This window comes from Burkholderia sp. Bp9143 (assembly GCF_003853645.1).
In the GTDB taxonomy this organism is placed as follows: domain Bacteria; phylum Pseudomonadota; class Gammaproteobacteria; order Burkholderiales; family Burkholderiaceae; genus Burkholderia.
Genome location: NZ_QTPO01000007.1, coordinates 23,549 through 42,830, shown reverse-complemented (window position 1 = coordinate 42,830; position 19,282 = coordinate 23,549). Strand labels below are relative to the sequence as shown.

Sequence of the window (19,282 nt, the reverse complement as noted above, 5' to 3'; positions counted from 1 at the left end):
CAGTGTGCGGTTTCGACATGGCATCGTCATGAAAAAAACGTACAAAGCCGGCATCGATCTGTGCCGGGAAGGAATAGCGGGATGAAGCACCTGTATCCGAACGTGGCGGAGCTGCACGCGTTCGCCAGTTCCGCGAAGTACCTGAATTTTTCCTATGCGGCCCGCGAACTGGGCCTGACGCCCAGCGCGGTCAGCCGGCAGATCGCGAATCTCGAAACGCTGTTCGGTGTGAAGCTGTTCGTGCGCGAGGGGCGCGGGCTCGCGCTCACCCGTGCGGGCCAGGTGTACCACGCCCGCGTCGTCGGGCCGCTGCGCGAAATCGGCAACGCGTCGATCGAGCTGCTGAGCGCACGCGAGAACAGCGACCTGCTGACGATCGCGAGCGTGCCGACGTTTACGACCAAGTGGCTCGTGCCGCGGCTTGCGCGCTTTCTCGCCGCCGCGCCGAGCGTCACGCTGAGCTTTCGCCGTCATCTCGCCCCCGGCGACGCGTTCCCGTTCGGGCTCGATGCGGCGATCCGCTATGGCGACGGTACCTGGGAGGGCGTGCGAAGCGATTACCTGGACGGCCGGACTTTCGTGCCGGTCTGCACGCGCGAATTCGCCGAACGGCATGCGCTGCGCGAACCTGCCGACACCGTGGCGGCGCCGCGCCTCGTGCACGAGCAGGCCGGGATCGCGTGGTCCGCGTGGGCGGAGCGGCATCGCGCGACGCAGATGAACGCGCTGGCCGGACCGCGCTTCGAACAGTATTCGGTGCTGATCCAGGCGGCGCAGGCCGGGCTCGGTCTCGCCCTGGTGCCACGCTTCCTGATTCTCGACAATCTCGCGTCCGGCTCGCTGATCGAACCGTTCAACGCGCCGGTCGACGTGGACGAGCAGGGGCACTACCTGTGCTACGCGCCGGAGCGCCTGGCAACGAGCGACGCGCTGAGGCGCTTCAGGGAATGGATGCTGGACGAATCCGCGCGTGCGTGAGCCGGGCCACGCACGCGCGGTGATGCAGAACGACGCGCGGCGCCGCGCGTCATGTGCCGGCCGCCACCCGACAACGGCGGCGGCCGGCGCACTGCGTCAGTTGCCGAGACCCAGCCCCGGCAGCACGTGCGTGTTCTCGGCCACGACCGCGTGCAGCAGCTTCGGATCGGCGCCGAGCAGCCCGAGGATCGTCGGCGCGACCTGCTTCGTGCCGACGAGATCGCTCACGGTACGCGCGCGATGGGCGCCCGGGTACGACACGAGCAGGCCGAGGTGGCTGTCGTCCGGCGCGTTGCCGCCGTGCTCCTCGTCCTTCTTCGTGCTCGACGTGTAGATCACGCCCGGATTCGGCTGGACGACGATGTCCGGCGTACGGCCGTTGGCCGGATCGCCGAAGCGCTCGGCCAGCGCCGCGCCGTACAGGACGTAGGCCTGCGGGCCGTCCGCGCAGATCCCCGGTGCATTGCAGCCCAGGTTCGCCTTCAGCGTCTGCACCACGGCCGTGCGCTGGCTGCGGTCGCGCAGCCAGATCAGGCCGACGTCGTCGGTCTGCACGAAGCCCGTGCCGACCAGGCCCGAACCGTCGTTCAGGTTGCCCGTCGTCGTGCTGTTCTGGCCGAAGTTGCCGTTCGGGTCGAGATAGTTGTTCGCTTCGAGCAGCTTCGTCAGCGTGTCGCCGTTCTTCACGAGCTTCGTGTGATTGGTCGGCGACTGGCCGTGCTTCGCCGTGACGATCACGGCCGTCGACGAATACAGGTTGGCCTGCTTCAGCGCCGCGACGATATGGCCGATCGAGTTGTCGACGTACGTGATCGCGTTCGCGACCTGGCCGTTCGGCGTGAAGTTCGCATCGAGATAGCCGCCGCCCTTCGCGACCGACGCCTTCTGCGCGACGCTGAGCGTCTGGAAGTTGCCGCCGAACAGCGTCGGCACCGGTGCGCTCTTCGTGCCCGTCGAATCGCGGCCGTTGATCTGGTTGATCAGCGCCTGCACGTGCAGGTTGTCGAATTGCGCGGTATGCGAATAGACGTCCGTGTAGTCCGTTTGCGTCGCCGGGTCGATCGAGTTGATCTCGGTGCGCGCGAGATCGTCGACGCCGGTGCCCGACGGGCCGTTCAGCCAGTCGTAGCCCCATGCGTGCTTGTCGGCCCACGCGGTGGTCGCGTTCGGGATGCCGGCCTTCACGGCCTCGAACACCGTATTGGTCTTCACGTAGTTGTGCGGATAGACCGGCACGCACTTGCCGTTGACCTTCGCGTTCGGGATCGCCTGCGGGTTGAACGCGCCGCCGCCGTTCAGGTGGACGAGCGCGCCGCCGTTCTGGGCGTCGATGCCGGTCGTCTCGTCGAACACGACGTTCCAGCCCTGCTTGCCCGAGCAGCTCGTGTCGCCCGGCGCGTACAGGTTGCGGTCGTACGACACGTCGTAGAACAGGCCGGCCGTCTTCGGCGAGCCGCCCGTCACGAGCGCCGCGAGGCCCGGGAACGAGTCCGACAGGCCCGGCGTATATGCGTTCGTGTACGTGACGCCGCTTTGCGCGAGCACCGCGATGTTCGGACACGTGTTCGCGCCGACGCAGCGCGCGAGATCCTGCTCGTGCAGGCCGTCGACGCTGATCAGCAGCACGTGCTTCACGACGCGGCGGCCGTGGCCGGCGTCGTTGCCCTGGCCGTTGCCGTCCTGCTGCGCCGCGTAGGCGCCCGCGCTTGCGAGCGCCAGCGCGCCCGCCACCATCACCGCCATTTTTCGTTGCTTAGCGAACCTGGAAATCATCACCCCACCTCATCGATAGACGTTGAACCGCGTGACTTGCCAACAAGCGCGCAAAATATCGCCGGATCGTGCGGCGGTCCGATGAAGCGGGGCTTTCTGTTTTCTGTCAAACGTAACGAATCGCAAACGACATCACGCGGTCGCAATAGGCTGCGTTCCCGGCCGCGACCGCATGCGGCCGGTTTTTTTTCGGGGTTGGCGTGCGACTATTGGCGTGTGATAAAGGGTTTTCCCTGACCCGGAGCACGAGTATGTCGACCCTGGAAGCTCTCCGGTTCGTGCTGGACGATGCACGCACCCCCGAAATCATTCGCCACCACGTCGTCGACGCGCTGCAGTATGCGTTGCGCAACTACGGCCAGGTATTCACGGCGAAGGAAGTCGAATGGCTCACGCAGTGGGACGATGCCCGCCTGCCGCTGGCCGCGAGGAAGGAACTGGACAAGCGCGAACCGGCGATCGAGGTGCGCTGACGGGAAGCGCGCCGCCGCGCCCGATTGCCGATCGGACGCGGCGGCGGCGGATGATGAAGTAAGGCTTACTGCAGGCCGAAGTCGACGCGCGTCGTCGCGCCCTTGTCCTCGATGCCTTTCGCATCGAGCTTCGGCGCCACGACGAACATGCGGCTCGAATCGATCTTGCCGTCGAGGTACTGGCGCACGACCTGCGCGCGCTGCTGCGCGAGCGCGCGCAGCGCGTTGTCGTCGGCCGGCGCGTGATCGGCGAGCGCCTGCTTCATGTCGGCGTCGGGCAGCGTCTTCTGCAGGCCGATCAGGTTGCGCGGCTTCTTGAAGTCGGCGTCCTTGTACGCACGCGTCAGGTACTTGGTGTACTCGGCTGGTTCGACCTTCACCGACATCGGATCGATGCTCTCGCCCTGGCCGACCACGTCCTTCAGCTTCTGCTGGCGGACCAGCCGTTCGACGTACGCGTCGCGCAGCCCCGGCGTGTCCTTCGCCGGATCGACGCGGCCGATCAGGTCCAGCCGGATCGACGGCTTCTCGGTCAGCATCTTCACGACGGTGTCGAGCTTCTTCTGCTGCGCGTCGTCGAGCTGGTACGAACCCGGCGCGAACTCGACGTAGCCGAGTTCCTCGCCGCCGCGGCCGCCGAACGCGTTCGCGAGCAGTGTGAACGGCGACGTGACCGCCTTCGCGACCAGGTTCAGCACCGCGCGCCAGATCAGCCCGCCAATGCTGAACTCCGGATTCGACAGCGAGCCCGACACCGGCAGGTTCACGTCGATCTGGCCGCGCGTGTTCTTCAGGAGCGAGATCGCGAGCTTCACCGGCAGCTTCGTCGCCGTGTCGTTTTCGACGTGATCGCCGAAGGTGAGCTGGTCGATGAAGATGTGGTTGTTCGCCTGCAGCTGGTCGTTCGCGAGCTGGTAGTGCAGGTCGACGTTGAGCTTGCCCTTCGTGATCGGGTAGCCGGCGTACTTCGCCGAATACGGCGTCAGGTTGGTCAGTTCGATGTCGTGCGCGGTCGCCGTGAGGTCCAGCGCCGGCTTGTCGATCAGCGGGTTCACCGAGCCCTTGATCGAGATCGGACCGTTGCCCGCGAGGTTCGCGGCGACGTCGACCGGCGCGGACGTCGTCGAGTCCGTGCCGAACGCACCGACCGTCCCGTTGATCGCGACCAGGTTCGCCGTGTAGTTCGGCTTGATGAAGTTGTCGGTGTAGGTCACGCGGCCGTTCTGCAGCACGAGCTGGCCGAAATGCATGCGCACCGGATTCTGCGGCGGCGGCGCGGCCTTCACGACGGCCGTCGCCGATGCGGCGGCCGGCGCGGACGCCTGCTGCGCCGCCGCGGCCGATGCGGCCTGTGCGGAGGCCGGCGGCGTCGCGCCCGGCGACAGCGGCACCGGTTCGGTCTTGCTCGCATCGCGCGTCAGCGACTGCGCAGGGCCCGTCTCCTTCGCGACGACGTCCTTCAGGTTCAGCCGCCCCTGCGCATCGAGCAGCACGCGACCGTAGAAGTTCGAGAACGTCACCCGCGCGGCGTCGACGTCGGTGCCCTTCTCGTCGTAGTTCACCTTCAGGTTCGACAGCGCGAGCGAGCGCCAGCCGGCGAACGGGTCGGACGTCGCCTTGTCGAGCATCCGCACGTCGACCAGCGCGGCATCGCCGCGATAGGTCGCGCGCGGCGTGTCCTTCACCTGCGCGAACGTCAGGTTGCCCTGCGCGTTGAGCAGCGCGCTCGCGATGGTCGCGTTCAGCGCGCTGCCGAAGTACGGCTCGAACGCGGCCGCGTCGAGGCGGTTGCCGTCGATCTTCAGGCCGACCTTCAGCGGCTGCGCGGTCACGTCGCCCGACACGTTCAGCGAGCCCTTGCGGTTCAGCGTCGCCTTCAGCTGCACCGGCAGCGGCTTCGTCATGTCGTCGCTGATCTTCTGCACCGACAGGTCGAGCGGCTTGATCGCGAGCTTCACCGGGCGCGGTGTCGACAGGTCCGTGAAGTTCGCGGACGATTCCTTCACGTTCAGCGCGTCGATCCGGTAATGCCACGACGGCGCGGCCGCCTCGGCCTTGCGCGCGACCGTGCGCTTGGGCACCGCCGCCTGCGCGGGTTCGGCCAGCGCCGCAAGGTCGATCTTGCCGTCCTTCAGGCGCTTCACGTCGAGCGCGAGCCCGGTCGCGTCGACGCTCGCGATTTCCGCGGTGCGCGTGGCGACGTCGACCTTCGAAATCTTCGCGCTCGCGTCGGGCAGCACGATCGCGGCTGCCTTCGCGTCCGGCGTCGCGAGCTTCAGCGACTTCAGGCTCACCGTGCTGTCGGCGACCTGTGCGTCGAGCGGCGCCTTGCCCCAGTCGGCCTTCGCGTTGACGGTCGCGCCGAGCGTGCCGTCGAGCACGCGCGCGCGGGTCGCTTCGCCAAGATACGGCTGCAGCGCCGGCAGCGCGAGCGCGTCGACCGTCAGCTTCGTGTCGGCCTGCTTCGCCGCCAGGCTGAACGCGCCTTCTGCCTTCACGTCGCCGCCGCGCGACAGCGACGTCGACAGCGTGTACTTCGCCGGCGTCTTGCCCTGCAGCGTGAAGCCGTCGAGCGTCGCGGCGAGCTTCGTCAGCGACATCGCGGTCGGCGTCGCCGGCACGCGGTCGTCGACGTTGATCGTGCCGCCGTCGATCGCGAAATGACGGATCGTCAGGTCGAGCGGCGGCGCTTCCTTCGCGGCGGCGGCTTCGGCCTTCGCGCCGCTCGCGGCGGCAGCGGTGGCGGCGCTCGAGGCGGCGGCGCCCGAGGCAGCCTGCTGGCCCGCGCCAGCCTTCGGCGCGGCGGCCGGCTGGGCGGCGAGCTTCTCGACGTTCAGCACGCCCTGCTTGTCGCGCGCCAGGTCGACGACCGGCTGGTCGAGCCGGATCTCGTCGAAATGCAGCACGTTGCGCAGCGGCTCGAGGCCGGCGGCCGCGACGTGCACGCCATGCGCGGCAAACAGCGGCTCGGATGCCAGGCCGGTCACCTTCGCGTCGTTCAGGTCGACAGTGCCCGACACGCGCAGCGCGGGTGTGTCGCCGCTCATCACGAAGTTCAGCTTGAGGTCGCTGCTCAGGAGGCCGCTCGTGACGATCACCGGCAGCTTCGCCGGCGCGTACGAAATCAGCTTCGGCACGTCGAGCCGGTCGAATGTCAGCGCGACTTCCGACTCGCGCGACTGCGCGAACGGCTTCGTCCTGCCGTCGATCGCGATCGGGCTACCGTCGAACCGCGCGCGCAGCTTCGGCTGCACGAAGATGTCGGTCTTCGACGGCAGCGTCGCGATGAACGGGATGCCGAGCGTCCAGTTGTCGACCACGTGCTTTTCGTTCAGCAGGCGGTCGTCGAAGTCGATCCGGCCGTCGTTGACCTGGATGTTCGACACCGAGAAAGGTGTCGGCTTGCTTTCAGGCTTGGACGGCGTCGAGAACTTCTCGATCAGGTCGGTGAAGTTGAAGCGCTGCGCGTCGTAGCGGACGATGTGGAAGCGCGGCGAGTCGACGCGCACTTCGTTGACGATCGGCGCGCCGCGGAACAGCGACGACCACGACGGCCGCACGACGAGCTTGCCGATGTCGATGAAGTCGCCCTGGCCGCCGCGCTCGCCGACGTGCACGCCGTCGGCCTCGAGGTTCAGCGTGTACGGGTTCAGCGCGATGCGCCGGACCGTGGACGGCCGGCCGAGCTGCTGGCTCAGTTGCTGTTCGGCGATGTGGCGGATCAGCGGCGGCGCCGCGAAGAACCCGAGCAGTCCGAATAAAACGAGGAAGATCAGCACGCCGAGGCCGATACGCCGGGTCCGGCGCGAGCGTGCAACGCCGCCGAGGGCATGGAGGGTCGAGGATACGGTTTCTTTGTCTGCGCTTGCCATGCTTGAATGCCTCGGGAATGGATGCCGGGCCGCACCGGAAAACCGGCACGGCCGCACACGCTATCCCGAAAGTATAGGCTCAGGTGGTGACGGAACGGCGCTCTGGCGCGAGCGCCGCGCCCGCGGATCGGACAGCGGCGGCGCCTATCCGTTCATTTCCGGACGACGACGGGCGGCATCCACGAGCCGTCGCTCGCTTGCGGCTTCGGTGCGTAGAGGCGCAGCGCGAGCGCGAAATCGGTGCGCGGCGCCGGCAGCCAGTTGGCCGCATGCGTGCCGCCCGGCGACGCCGACACGACCACGTCGATCGAGCCGTCGTGGTTGCGGCGCAGCCGGTCGCGGTCGCCGAGCGAGCGGCGCGCCGAGCCGACGTCGGGCAGCGCGTCGTTCGTCGCGTACGGCGTGAGCGACCAGAACCCGCGCACCGGCGGCAGCGCGCCCGGCGCGAAGTGCAGTACGTAGCGGTTCGCGCCGTTCAGCGGATGGCCGTCGCTGTCGACGCGCACGAGCGCGAGCGTCTCGTCGTCACGCGTCGCGGTACCGAACTGCGTGTAGGCCGCGTAGGCCCGCAGCGCATAGTCCTGGCCGTACTTGCCGGCCGTGTCGCCGATCCAGCTCCAGCCGTTCGCGTTCAGCAGGTTCGACGGCGGCGTCGCGAGCCGCACGCGCGCCTCGGCGACGCCGGCCGTCGCGGCGCTCAGGCGATCGCCCGTCCACAGCACCGGGTAGCCGGCCGTCACGCCGATGTCGTTCAGCTGTTCCTGCGCGTGCGCATCGTCGGCAGGTGCCGGGTTGTCCTGCAGCGCCTGCGCGAAGCGCGTGAAGAACGCCTTCGGGTCGAGCGCGGCCACCTGCTCGGCCGGCGTGCCGCCGCCCACCGCTTCCGACGGCGCGCTGCCCGCATGGACCGCGACCGACGCGCCGCGCGCGCTGCCCGTGTAGACGGACAGCGGCACCACGCGGATCGCCCGCTGCAGCTTCTTCACGTTCGTGAGGTCGCGGCCGCCGCTCGTCTGCAGCCGCACTTCGAGCCACGCGTTGGCCGACGGCACGTCGATACGCACCGCGCCCTTCGGCAGCGTGCCCTGCCAGTCCTTCGCGGCGAAGGCAATCGTTTGCGATCGCACGGCGCCGCGAGCGCCACGCGCCGCCACGCTCGACGACGACCACAGCACGTTCGTCCACATGTCGAGCGCGCGGGCATCCCAGTAGCGGCCGCGGGTGTCCGGCAGCGTCACGATCGCCGGCTCGGCGCCGACGTCGAGCCAGCCGGTCGAGTCGAGCGTGTCGACGCCCGGCAGCGGCGGGTTGAGCGCGCCGACGGGCGGCAGCGCCTGCGCGTGACGCAGCGTGTTGAGCGGCGCCTGGCCCGGCTGCGCGCCGTCGCCGCCCGTCGCGGCTTCCTTCGCGACGTCCATCAGCACGAGCGGATACGCGTATACATAAGAGTCGGCCACTTCGGCGCGCGTCCAGCCGGTTTTCCGCTGGATCGCGTCCGGTTGCGACGCGCATCCCGCCAGCAGCGCCGCCAGGGCCAGCGACGCGCATGCCGCACGCCGCGGAGAAATTGATTCTCGTAGGTTTTCAATCATTGAGTACTGGCCGAATATCGTTCTTGTCAGTCAACGCCTTGTTCGACTCACGATCGGCGAAAGCAAGGCACCCCAGCCTGCCCGGTCGCCGCTTCGCAAGGCGGGCGCTGATGTCAGGCCGGTATCATAGCGCCTAAGGGCATCCCCCAATATGCCGAATAGCGGGCGGAGCGCTAGCCGGACCGCCGTCGGCCCGAACCTTCGTTGATCCAGCCCCCTATCGAGAGCAGCCCGCCGCCTGCGGGCCGGCATGACGGGCGAGAATACGTCGGCCGTCGGCACGATCCTGTATTGCATCGCCACCCCTTGACCTTCCCATCATGGGAATGTTGATACTGGGGTCATTCGCGGCACGAACCGCGCTTTTGGGGAATCCGACATGACTGAACCACTCGCCTCCGCCGAAGTGCATACGATCGAACTGTCCGTCGACGGCATGCATTGCGGCGGCTGCACGGGCCGCGTGCAGCGTGCGCTGGCCGCCGTGCCGGGCGTCGTCGAGGCCGCGGTCGATCTCGACGCGCATGCGGCGACGGTGACCGTGCAGGACACGGTCGAGCCCGCGCGGCTCGTCGACGCGGTCGGCGCGGCCGGCTATCGCTCGGCCGTGCGCGGAGCGCCGGTCGAAGCCGTTGCGGCCGCGCATGCGCAGCACGCCGGGCACGCGACGCACGCGAAAGCCCGGCCCGCAACGGCGGCGGCGGCATTGCCCGCGACCGCCGCCACGATCGAACTCGATATCGACGGCATGACCTGCGCGTCGTGCGTGTCGCGCGTCGAGAAAGCGCTCGCGAAGGTGCCGGGTGTCACGCGCGCGTCCGTCAACCTCGCGACCGAACGCGCGACGGTCGATGCCACGGCGGGCGTTTCCGCGTCGCAACTGGCGGATGCCGTCAAGCAGGCCGGCTACGGCGCGACGCCGACGGCACCGAATGCCGCGGGCGCAGCTACCAGCACCGCGATGCCTGCCGCCCCCGCCAGTATCGAACTCGACATCGACGGCATGACCTGCGCCTCCTGCGCCGGCCGCGTCGAGAAAGCGCTGGCCGCGGTGCCGGGCGTCGCGCGCGCATCGGTCAATCTCGCGACCGAGCGCGCGTCGGTGCACGGCGCCGGCACGCTCGACGCCGCCGCACTGATCGCGGCAGTCACGACGGCCGGCTACCGCGCGTCGCTCGCCGCCGCGCCGGACGCCGGTGCCGCCAGTGCCGCCGAAGCCCGCGACGGCGTCCCCGCGCGAGCCCCCGACGCCCGCAAGCGCCGCGAAGCCATCCGCGAGCGCAATCTGGTGATCGGCTCGGCCGTGCTGAGCGCGCCGCTCGTCGTGCCGATGCTCGTCGCGCCGTTCGGCATCGACGCGATGCTGCACGGCTGGCTGCAGTTCGTGCTCGCGTCGATCGTCCAGTTCGGCTTCGGCGCGCGCTTCTACCGCGCTGCCTGGCATGCGGTGAAGGCACGCACCGGCAACATGGACCTGCTCGTCGCGCTCGGCACCTCGGCCGCGTTCGGCCTGAGCCTGTGGATGCTGCTGCGCGACCCCGCGCACCCCGGCCACCTGTATTTCGAGGCATCGGCCGTCATCATCACGCTGGTCCGCTTCGGCAAATGGCTCGAAGCACGCGCGAAACGCCAGACGACCGAGGCGATCCGCGCGCTGAACGCGCTGCGCCCCGACCGTGCGCGCGTCGTCGAGCACGGCGTCGAACGCGACGTGCCGCTGGCGCAGGTACGCGTCGGCACGACCGTCAGCATCCGTCCCGGCGAGCGCGTGCCCGTCGACGGCCGGATCGTGTCGGGCCGCTCGCACGTCGACGAATCGCTGATCACCGGCGAAAGCCTGCCGGTGCCGAAGGACGACGGCGATCCGGTCACGGCCGGGTCGATCAACGGCGAAGGCGCGCTCGTCGTCGAAACCACCGCCATCGGCGCGGAAACGACGCTCGCGCGCATCATTCGCCTCGTCGAATCCGCGCAGGCGGAAAAGGCGCCGATCCAGCGGCTCGTCGATCGCGTGAGCGAAGTGTTCGTGCCGGCGATCCTCGGCATCGCCGCGCTGACGCTGATCGGTTGGCTGATCGCCGGCGCGGGCATCGAAACGGCGATCCTCAACGCGGTCGCGGTGCTCGTCATCGCGTGCCCGTGCGCGCTCGGCCTCGCGACGCCCGCCGCGATCATGGCCGGCACCGGCGTCGCGGCCCGCCACGGCGTGCTGATCAAGGACGCGCAGGCGCTCGAACTCGCGCAGCGCACCACCGTGATCGCGTTCGACAAGACCGGCACGCTGACCGAAGGCAAGCCGTCCGTGACGGCGTTCGACGCGGTCGGCATCCCGCGTGAGCAAGCGCTCACGCTCGCGGCCGCGGTTCAGCGGCAAAGCGATCACCCGCTCGCGCGCGCCGTGGTCGCCGCGCACGATGCGGACGTCGTGGCCCGCGGCGGCGCCACGGGTTCGACCGAGGTCATCGCGGCCGACGCGCGCGCGGTGGCCGGACGTGGCGTCGAAGCGCGCGTCGACGGGCAGCTGCTCGCGCTCGGCAGCACCCGCTGGCGCGATGAACTCGGCATCGTCGTGCCGCCCGAACTCGACGCGCGTGCCGCGGAACTCGAGCGCGCGGGCAACACGATTTCGTGGCTGATGCGCGCCGATGCGCCGCGTGCGCTGCTCGCGCTAATCGCATTCGGCGACACCGTGAAGCCCGGCGCGCGCGACGCGGTCGCGGCCCTGTCGGCACGCGGCGTCGCGAGCGTGCTTGTAACAGGCGACAACCGCGGCAGCGCGGCGGCCGTCGCGGCGGCACTCGGGATCGGCGAAGTGCATGCGCAGGTGCTGCCCGACGACAAGGCGCGCGTGGTGGCCGAGCTGAAGCGCACGCACGGCGGGATCGTCGCGATGGTCGGCGACGGGATCAACGACGCGCCCGCGCTCGCCGCGGCCGACGTCGGCATCGCGATGGCGACCGGCACCGACGTCGCGATGCATACGGCCGGCATCACGCTGATGCGCGGCGACCCGGCGCTCGTCGCCGATGCGATCGACATCTCGAAGCGGACGTACCGGAAGATCCAGCAGAACCTGTTCTGGGCGTTCATCTACAACCTGATCGGCGTGCCGCTCGCGGCGCTCGGCTGGCTGAATCCGGTGATCGCGGGAGCGGCGATGGCGTTTTCCAGCGTCAGCGTCGTGACGAACGCGTTGCTGCTGAGGAGATGGAAAGGGCGGGCACGGTGAGGCGGCGACGTGCGAAAACGGGCGGGACAGCAGCCCGCCTGCTTGCCGCCGCTTGCAGATTCATCGACCTCGGCGAACCCAGAAACAATACGCGCCAATTGCGACCAACATCGCTCCGTCGACGATACTCAGCAACGGAAGCGGACTCGCCCATTTATCCATATTGGTCGTGCGCGAGTAGTAAGGCGGACCGTCGCCGTACGCCTCGTTCAGATTGATCGCGTTGAATGCAAAAACGAACAAGATTGAAATCAGCAGTGCTGCACCGATCAATATGCGCAATGGGCGTTTTCGCATGTCAGTATTGAACCGTCAGTGGAACGTAGCACTCGGGCGCGCCCTTCGTTGCCGCATCGATCTCGCGAACGAAATTTTCCATTCCCGAATGGAGATTGATGCATCCGGCGGAACCGGAGTGCGTGCCGCCGTGGATAAAGAACCCACCGCGACCGAACGTCCGGGTCCCGGGCATGACGTGAAGGTATAGGGCCAACATTTTCCATCTGTTGGCGAGCGCCCGAATAATCGAAATTACCGCGATTGTCCGGACGGCCGGAAACTGCAGGATATACCCCGGTTGCATTCCCCGTCATGACCAAAAAACGCCCATCGAATCGGAGCGAAATGGACGCACGCGCGCAAGCGGGGACGGTCGGAATACCGCGTTCGGCAGCGTACCTGTTCTCCATCGTTCGTTATCCTCGTTTGTTGACGATTGAGTACACCAAGATTTTGGCGTCCCATCATAGAGGGGCTACGCTGGATTTCAGTCGCTATGCAAATTGGAGCGCACCGGGTTCAAGACGTTAAATCGGGTTCACGAGCCCACTCCAGAGTGCGCCGCCACTCATGCGCGCTCTCACGCGAAAACGTGTCGAACCGCAAACGCTGAGCCTGCGGAGTTCGGATCTTCGCCGCTAGCCCGGGACAACCGGCTTGATCAGCGTCGTCGTGATCGGCGCGAAGCCGCACGCCCGATACAGCGCCCGGGCAGCCGTGTTGTGATTGAACACCGACAGTCCGATCTCGGTGACGCCATGACGGCGCGCCTCGGCCTCGAGTGCATCGAGCGTGCGTGTGGCCCAGCCCTGGCGGCGCCGGGTCGGGACGATGTCGAGGTCGTAGATGAACAGCGTACGGTTCGGCCCTTCGGGCACGATTGCGTACCAGAGGTCACCGACCGTGTCGCCGCTGGTGGTATCGATCAGTTGGACGAGCGTCTGCCCGGAGGTGAGCAGGCCGTCGGGAAGCAGCGTATCGAAGCAGGCGCGGGCGCGGCCCGCCGCGTCGTCGGTCGCGTTCTGCCCGGATGACACGAGATCGCGCGCGTAGCCGTCGATGGCGCGCGTGCGATATGCGTGGAATTCGCCGGCCGTCATCGGCCGCATCTGCAGCATGGCCCGGGGGTCGCGAGGGAAGTCGAACTTCCAGTGTAGCGGGACGATCGCACCGGCGCGCGATGCGGCGGTGGAAAACCGGCAGGCAGTTGCGGCGGGCGCCGCGCCGAATCAGCGAATCAGCGAATCAGCGAATCAGCGAATCAGCGAATCAGCGAATCAGCGACGGTACAGGACGATCGGCACGAGGTTCGCACGACGCATGCGTTCAGCTTCGGCGTGACGCGCAGCGTATGAATATTCCGCGTCGAGCGGCAGGTGCGGGGAGACGAACAGGTCGTCGATCTTTTGCAGCAGGGCAAGAATGAAGCTCATGTGAGACTCCTGACAGATGGCGCTAGGGTTTTCCCTTAGATGAGCTCCATTCTAAGGGTTTTCCCTGAACTCTGCCAGCGCACCGCATCAGTTTGCCGCACCCGCACCACCGGCGACGGACAGCCCGCCACGACGTGCCTTGTCAGGCAGGCGTTTGCAGGTAGGGTCGGAAGATCTAGTGCGTTCGACGCGCGCGCTTCGCGGCCGCCGCCTCGCGATTCGCATTGCGCTGAAGCCGGTCGACCTGCGACAGCATTGCTTCGTGGTGTTCCGCGAGCGTCATCAGCGTTGCCTGCTGCGTCGACAAATCGGCAGCCAGCCGATCGATCCGCTGTTGCCGGGCGTCCAGTTCCTGCTTCAGGTTCGCGATCTGCCGCGTTTGCAGCACCAGTGTGACGAGCCCCGCGAACAGGACGATCGCGAGCGCCAGCAGCAGCCGGTTGACGCGACGCATCTCGCGATCGGCCGCCTGCTTCATGCCGGCCGTCTCGGTCTGCAGCGTCGCGAGCCGATCCGACAGCGGGCGCAGATGCGTGTCGGGATCGAAGGCCGGCGCGCTCGGCGCGGCGGATTGCTCACGATCCGCCGACGGCTTCGTCACGAACGACGCCGCGGACGCCATCGGCTGCACGACCGGCGAGGCCGGCGCCGCGGCTGCTCGCGCAGCGTCACGGGTTCTCGCGGCAATCGTGGCAGCGACGGGCTCGGCCGGTTCGACGGTTGCCTGCGGTTCGGCGGATGGCGCAGTGTGCTGCGTCGGAGTCGCTTCCGACTCGGCGCCGACGGCCGCTGCTTCCGGCTCACCACGCATCGCTGGCGCTGCCGCTTCGCGCGCGCCGGCGGTCGCGCGTCGCTTGCCGCCGGACGATGCGCGACGCCCCTTCGTGGTCTCGCCGGGCGCCCGCGCTGCGTCATCGTGCGTGACCGGCGCGGCGGCGCCTTCGGCCTCGCCGCCCGCTTTCACGGGACGGTCGCCGATAACCGCATCGACCGTACCACGCACCGCCTCGGCATTCGCCGTCGAACGATCGGCGTTCGTCCCGGCCGCGTCGCCCGCTTCCGACACGCCGCCGGCCTTCACCTGGCCGCCGTCGGTTGCCGGCTCACCGGCTGGAATCACGTCGCCGCCAGCGGACAGCCGCGCCTCGCCGGGCTTCGTCGCGTTGGCAGCGGACGCGTGCACGACATCGGCATCGACCCCATCGCCGTTTCGACGCATCGAGGCAGGCTCCATCGTCGTCGCGACGTCGAGAGCCGGCTCGACCGTGCCGGCGGCGACGCCCGGCGTGCCGAATCCATCCAGCGTCGCCTGCCGACCGGCGTCCTCGCCGTCCGCGACGGCGGCCACCGTCTCGGCGTCCGCCACCGCGTCATCACGCGAGACGGCCGGCGCACGCGCAGCCGGCTCGAGCACCGGATCGCCGAACAGGTCGAGCGTGCGTTCGTCCCGCGGCGCATCGCCGCCCGCCGCATTGCCGGACCGCGCGGTTGCCCTGGCGGCGGTGTCAGCCGCAGCCGCGACGGAGCGCGGACGCGAACGGGCCGACGAACGGCCGGAGCGGGAGCGGGAACGGGAGCGAGGCAGGGATACGGATTCGGTCATGGAGTCGGATTACAGGCCCGCGAACGCGGAACCGGATGTCGAACGGAATCAGTGACCGGCCATTGTCGCATGACCAATCGCCGATCCGGCCGATCGGATGCCGTCGATTCGTCGCCCGACAGCCCGCCGCCTTCCTCGAATCGCGTCACGCAAGACAGCCCGCGCAGCTTGTCGCGGATCGCGCGATATGCGAGATCCGACACGCGCCCGAGCGCGATGCGCAGCAGGATCGAGCCCGCGCCGAGGAAACCGATGCCCGATACCACCTGCGCGGGCGATCCGCGACGGATCGAGCACGATGTGTTCGCTGCTGCCCAGCACATCGGCGAAACCGAACGCCGACACGATCATGATGAGCGTCGAGCCGACACAGACCAGCATGTGCGTGCGCAGGCCGGCCGCCCAGGAAAGGCGCTCGCGCTCGATGCCGATGACGCTGCCGAGCGCCGCCGCGAGAACCGGCCGCCTCACGCGTTCCGGGTTGCCGAGCATCCGATTTATCTCTTTTTTAGCGTCGGCCGCGCGGAATGTTTTATCCTTGGCCCCGGCCGCGCCGATCCTCCGGGCCGCGCCGACACGTTTCGATCCAAGCGCATAACCCCGTCATGTCCGTTTCCGACTCCGCTTCCGCCCAGGCCGCCCTGTTGCGCCATCATTTCGCGCACGTCGTCTTGCCGATCTGGCAGGGTTCAGGGTTCGAACACACGCTGCGGCTGCCGTTCGAGGCCGTCGATCCGGCCACCCATGCCCCGCTGCCCGTCACCCGTTATCGCGCCATGGCCTGCGCGCGGCAGCTGTTCGTGTTCGCGCAGGCCGGCAACACCGCGCACGCGGCCACGCTGTTCGACTCGCTGTGCAGCCGCTTCCGCGACCCGCGCCACGGCGGCTGGTTCTACAGCGTCGACGCGCAAGGCGCGCCGCTCGACACGACCAAGGACCTTTATACGCATGCGTTCATCGTGTTCGCGTGCGCCGCATGGCATGCGGCGTCGGGCGACGCCGCGGCGCGCACGGTCGCCGAGGACACCGCCGCGCTGATCCAGGACCGCTTCGCGCCGCAGCGGGGCGACGCGCTGCTCGACGCCGCGCGTCACGCCGATTTCTCGTCATCGGGCAGCGGCGCACTGCAGAACCCGCTGATGCACCTGACCGAAGCATGGCTTGCGGCCGCCGATGCGTTCGGCGACGCGGCGTTCGACGATGCGCTCGCGCGCACCGCGCAGGCCGTCGAGCGCACGTTCGTCGATACGGCGACCGGCTGCGTCGCCGAGCTGCCGCTCGGGGCGGCTGACAACCGCTTCGAGCCCGGCCACCAGTTCGAATGGTTCTATCTGGTCGACGCGGCCGGCGCGCGCCTCGCGCAAACCGGGCTCCCCGACGCACTCGCGCGCGCGTTCGCGTTCGCCGAGCAGCACGGCGTCGATCCGCGGACGGGCGCCGTGTGCGCGGCGGTCGACGCACGAGGCGCATGCATCGACGGCACGCAGCGGATCTGGGCGCAGACCGAATACCTGCGCGCGCTGGCCACGCACGGCGGCACGCCGGCGTCCGCGCCGCTCGCGCAGCAGATCGAGCGCTTCGCCGCGCGCTTCCTGCATCCGCGCGGCTGGTTCGAGTGCAAGACGGCCGACGGGCAGGTGTCGCGCGCCGACATGCCGTCGACCACGCCCTACCACCTCGCGACCGCTTACGCGGCGCTGCCCGCCGTTTCGTAACCGGCGTCGGCAAACGACGGCGACCCGCGCTCATCGCGGGCACCGCGAGCCGCGCGCGCGTCGCCCAGTTCGAACACCGACACCGCCTGCATCAGGTGCGCGGTCTGGTCGTTCAGCGACGCGGCCGCCGCCGCGACTTCCTCCACCAGTGCCGCGTTCTGCTGCGTCAGCTGGTCCATCTGCGTGACGGCCTGGTTCACCTGCTCGATACCGACGCTCTGCTCGACCGACGCGGCCGTGATCTCCGACATCGTCTGCACGACCCGCGTGATCGACGCCGACACCGTCCGCATCGCGTCGCCGGCACGCTCGACGAGTTCCGAGCCGCCGTCGATCTGCGCGACCGACTCCTCGATCAGCGCCTTGATCTCCTTCGCCGATTGCGCGCTGCGCTGCGCGAGCGAGCGCACTTCGCCCGCGACCACCGCGAAGCCGCGGCCCTGCTCGCCGGCCCGCGCGGCCTCGACCGCCGCGTTCAGCGCGAGGATATTGGTCTGGAAGGCAATGCCGTCGATCACCGAAATGATCTCCGCGATCCGCCCGGAGCTCTGCGCGATGCCGCGCATCCGGTCGATCACGCTGTCGACCACGCCGCCGCCGTGGCGCGTCGCGTCGAGCGCCGCGTCGGCCAGCGCGCTGGCCGCACGCGCGCTGTCGGTGTTCTGGCGGACGGTCGCGGTCAGTTCCTCCATGCTCGCGGCGGTTTCCTCCAGCGACGCGGCCTGCGTGCCCGTGCGCGCGGACAGGTCCGCGTTGCCGCCGGCGATCTCGCCCGCGCCGAGGTGAATCGCGTCGGACGCGTGACGCACGGTGCGCACGGTGTCCGCGATGCTCGCCTGCATCGCGGCGAGGCCGCGCAGCATCCGGTCGATCTCGAACACGCCGCCCGCCCGCACGGCTTCGTCCAGCCGGCCCTGCGCGATCCGCTCGAAATGGCGGCCTGCTTCGTCCAGCGGCGCGACGACCGCACGCCGCGCGGCCGCGTAGATGGCCGCGCTCGCCGCGAGCATCGCCACCAGCAGCACGATGCCGACCCACTTGAACCACTGCATCCCGCTGTCGATCGTGGCGAGCGCATCGCGGCTCGACGCACCGCCGTAGTCCGCGAAGCGGTGCAGTTCGGCGAGGTACGCGTCCTGGAAGCCTTGGGTCGGCTGGTCGAGGAACGCCTGGATGTTGTCGGCATCGAGGAACTGCACGAGTTCGCCCAGCGCGCCGCGCAGCGCGCGATAGCGCTCGGCGAGCGCCGCGACGCGCGCGCGGTTCGTGGCGTCGACGGCCTGTGCGGCCGTCAGCGCGGCAAACGCCTTGTCCGCTTCGACGAGCGAAGCGCTGGCATGGCGGATGATCTCGTCGGGCTTCGGGCCGCCGCGCACCATCCGCGTGCCGGCACGCGACAGGTTCACACGGGCGTCGAGCAGGCGCTCGGTCGCCTGGCTGGCCGCGTCGACCTGCGCGATTGCGACGCTCGACAGGTCGTCGACGCCGCTGCGCGTCGACGCGAGCGCCCAGAAGCCGAGCGCCTCGATCGCGAACAGAAAGAGGCAAAACACGGTCAACACGCCGAGCAGACCCGACGCGAGCTTGATTTTTCCGAACATGGGGGAGATTCCTGGAGAGCCGACGATGGAGCAATGCCCCGGCATTAGCGGCATTTCTTCGTCGGACTTTAGGCTCCCGGCCCGGGCATTTCCGTCATTCCCGACGAATCGCCCGCAAACGCGCACAACTCGCGCATTCGACGCAATAATCGCGTCGCATCGCGCCGGCAATTGCACGCAATGCGGACGAATTTCCTTGCTTATCCGCAGCCCCCTTCCTAGAGTTCAGCGCAAGCGGACACGCATTGCGAGGAAGTCGATGACGGACATCACGGACCATGCGCGCGGCGCATTGCGCGCGCAACCGTTCAGCATGCTGCTGGGCACGCAGCTGATGCATATCGGCGACAACGAGGTGTCGCTGTGCCTGCCGGTGCGGGAAGAACTGCGGCAGCAGCACGGCTTCGTGCACGGCGGCGTGATCGGCTATCTCGCCGACAACGCGCTGACCTTCGCCGGCGCGCTCGTGCTCGGCCCGCGCGTCATCACCGCCGAATACAAGATCAACTACCTGCGGCCGGCCGTGAACGGCACGCTCGTCGCGCGCGCGAAGGTCGTCTACGCGGGCCGGCACCAGGCGACCTGCCAGTGTCACGTGTTCGTCATCGACGGCGATCACGAGCGGCTCGTCGCGATCGCGCAAGGCACGATCAACCGCGTCGGCGACGGCAAGATGCCGGATGCGCCGGAGGAAACGGCGTAAGCGTCCGGCAGCCGATATCGGGAAACACGGC

General features: G+C 68.8%; 14 protein-coding genes and 1 pseudogene. 6 read left to right on the top strand and 9 right to left on the bottom strand.

The annotated features are described in order from the left end of the window. The first annotated feature begins 81 nt into the window (after positions 1-81). Positions 82-978: a LysR substrate-binding domain-containing protein gene (locus DIE23_RS06840; RefSeq protein ID WP_124611413.1), complete on the top strand. Its 897-nt coding sequence runs from the start codon at positions 82-84 to the stop codon at positions 976-978. Between the two features lie 96 nt (positions 979-1,074). Here the strand turns inward: DIE23_RS06840 and DIE23_RS06835 are convergent, their stop codons facing one another. Further along, a complete protein-coding gene (locus DIE23_RS06835; protein WP_124611412.1) occupies positions 1,075-2,751 on the bottom strand; it encodes an alkaline phosphatase family protein in 1,677 nt (558 codons plus the stop codon). 251 nt (positions 2,752-3,002) lie between these two features. On the opposite strand from DIE23_RS06835, the gene DIE23_RS06830 reads away from it, so the two are divergent. Further along, the gene (locus DIE23_RS06830) at positions 3,003-3,224 is read left to right on the top strand and encodes a hypothetical protein (RefSeq protein WP_124611411.1); all 222 of its coding nucleotides are present in this window, start codon (positions 3,003-3,005) and stop codon (positions 3,222-3,224) included. Positions 3,225-3,289: 65 nt separating this feature from the next. Here DIE23_RS06830 and DIE23_RS06825 read toward each other — a convergent pair whose 3' ends face one another. Both DIE23_RS06825 and DIE23_RS06820 read right to left on the bottom strand, forming a co-directional pair. Continuing rightward, the gene (locus DIE23_RS06825) at positions 3,290-7,096 is read right to left on the bottom strand and encodes a DUF748 domain-containing protein (RefSeq protein WP_124611410.1); all 3,807 of its coding nucleotides are present in this window, start codon (positions 7,094-7,096) and stop codon (positions 3,290-3,292) included. A gap of 152 nt (positions 7,097-7,248) precedes the next feature. Next, a complete protein-coding gene (locus tag DIE23_RS06820) occupies positions 7,249-8,688 on the bottom strand; it encodes a DUF1254 domain-containing protein (protein WP_124611409.1) in 1,440 nt (479 codons plus the stop codon). Between the two features lie 379 nt (positions 8,689-9,067). On the opposite strand from DIE23_RS06820, the gene DIE23_RS06815 reads away from it, so the two are divergent. After that, positions 9,068-11,917: a heavy metal translocating P-type ATPase gene (locus DIE23_RS06815; protein WP_124611408.1), complete on the top strand. Its 2,850-nt coding sequence runs from the start codon at positions 9,068-9,070 to the stop codon at positions 11,915-11,917. A 60-nt stretch (positions 11,918-11,977) separates the two neighbouring features. Here the strand turns inward: DIE23_RS06815 and DIE23_RS40020 are convergent, their stop codons facing one another. Further along, on the bottom strand, positions 11,978-12,214 hold the full coding sequence (locus DIE23_RS40020) for a hypothetical protein (protein ID WP_124611407.1): 237 nt from the start codon (positions 12,212-12,214) through the stop codon (positions 11,978-11,980). Between DIE23_RS40020 and DIE23_RS39425 the strand changes: the two genes are divergently transcribed. Beyond that, positions 12,141-12,404, top strand: a complete 264-nt coding sequence (locus tag DIE23_RS39425; protein ID WP_185646396.1) for a hypothetical protein — start codon at positions 12,141-12,143, stop codon at positions 12,402-12,404. The two genes, DIE23_RS40020 and DIE23_RS39425, sit on opposite strands and share 74 nt — an antisense overlap. 430 nt (positions 12,405-12,834) lie before the next feature. Here the strand turns inward: DIE23_RS39425 and DIE23_RS06800 are convergent, their stop codons facing one another. The 4 genes and pseudogenes from DIE23_RS06800 to DIE23_RS06790 form a co-directional block, all read right to left on the bottom strand. Beyond that, the gene (locus tag DIE23_RS06800) at positions 12,835-13,314 is read right to left on the bottom strand and encodes an N-acetyltransferase (protein WP_124611406.1); all 480 of its coding nucleotides are present in this window, start codon (positions 13,312-13,314) and stop codon (positions 12,835-12,837) included. Between the two features lie 159 nt (positions 13,315-13,473). Beyond that, complete coding sequence (locus tag DIE23_RS39420; protein WP_185646395.1) at positions 13,474-13,629, bottom strand: hypothetical protein; 156 nt, start codon at positions 13,627-13,629, stop codon at positions 13,474-13,476. Between the two features lie 175 nt (positions 13,630-13,804). Beyond that, on the bottom strand, positions 13,805-15,232 hold the full coding sequence (locus DIE23_RS06795) for a flagellar hook-length control protein FliK (RefSeq protein ID WP_124611405.1): 1,428 nt from the start codon (positions 15,230-15,232) through the stop codon (positions 13,805-13,807). A 218-nt stretch (positions 15,233-15,450) separates the two neighbouring features. Then, positions 15,451-15,724, bottom strand: a pseudogene (locus DIE23_RS06790) (MgtC/SapB family protein); the annotation flags it as partial. Positions 15,725-15,837: 113 nt separating this feature from the next. On the opposite strand from DIE23_RS06790, the gene DIE23_RS06785 reads away from it, so the two are divergent. Continuing rightward, positions 15,838-16,947: an AGE family epimerase/isomerase gene (locus tag DIE23_RS06785; RefSeq protein ID WP_124611404.1), complete on the top strand. Its 1,110-nt coding sequence runs from the start codon at positions 15,838-15,840 to the stop codon at positions 16,945-16,947. Here the strand turns inward: DIE23_RS06785 and DIE23_RS06780 are convergent. Beyond that, entirely contained in the window at positions 16,920-18,548 is a 1,629-nt protein-coding gene (locus DIE23_RS06780) for a methyl-accepting chemotaxis protein (RefSeq protein WP_124611403.1), read from the bottom strand. The two genes, DIE23_RS06785 and DIE23_RS06780, sit on opposite strands and share 28 nt — an antisense overlap. Before the next feature lie 259 nt (positions 18,549-18,807). On the opposite strand from DIE23_RS06780, the gene DIE23_RS06775 reads away from it, so the two are divergent. Next, positions 18,808-19,251, top strand: a complete 444-nt coding sequence (locus DIE23_RS06775; RefSeq protein ID WP_096507802.1) for a PaaI family thioesterase — start codon at positions 18,808-18,810, stop codon at positions 19,249-19,251. The last annotated feature ends 31 nt before the right edge of the window (positions 19,252-19,282 follow it).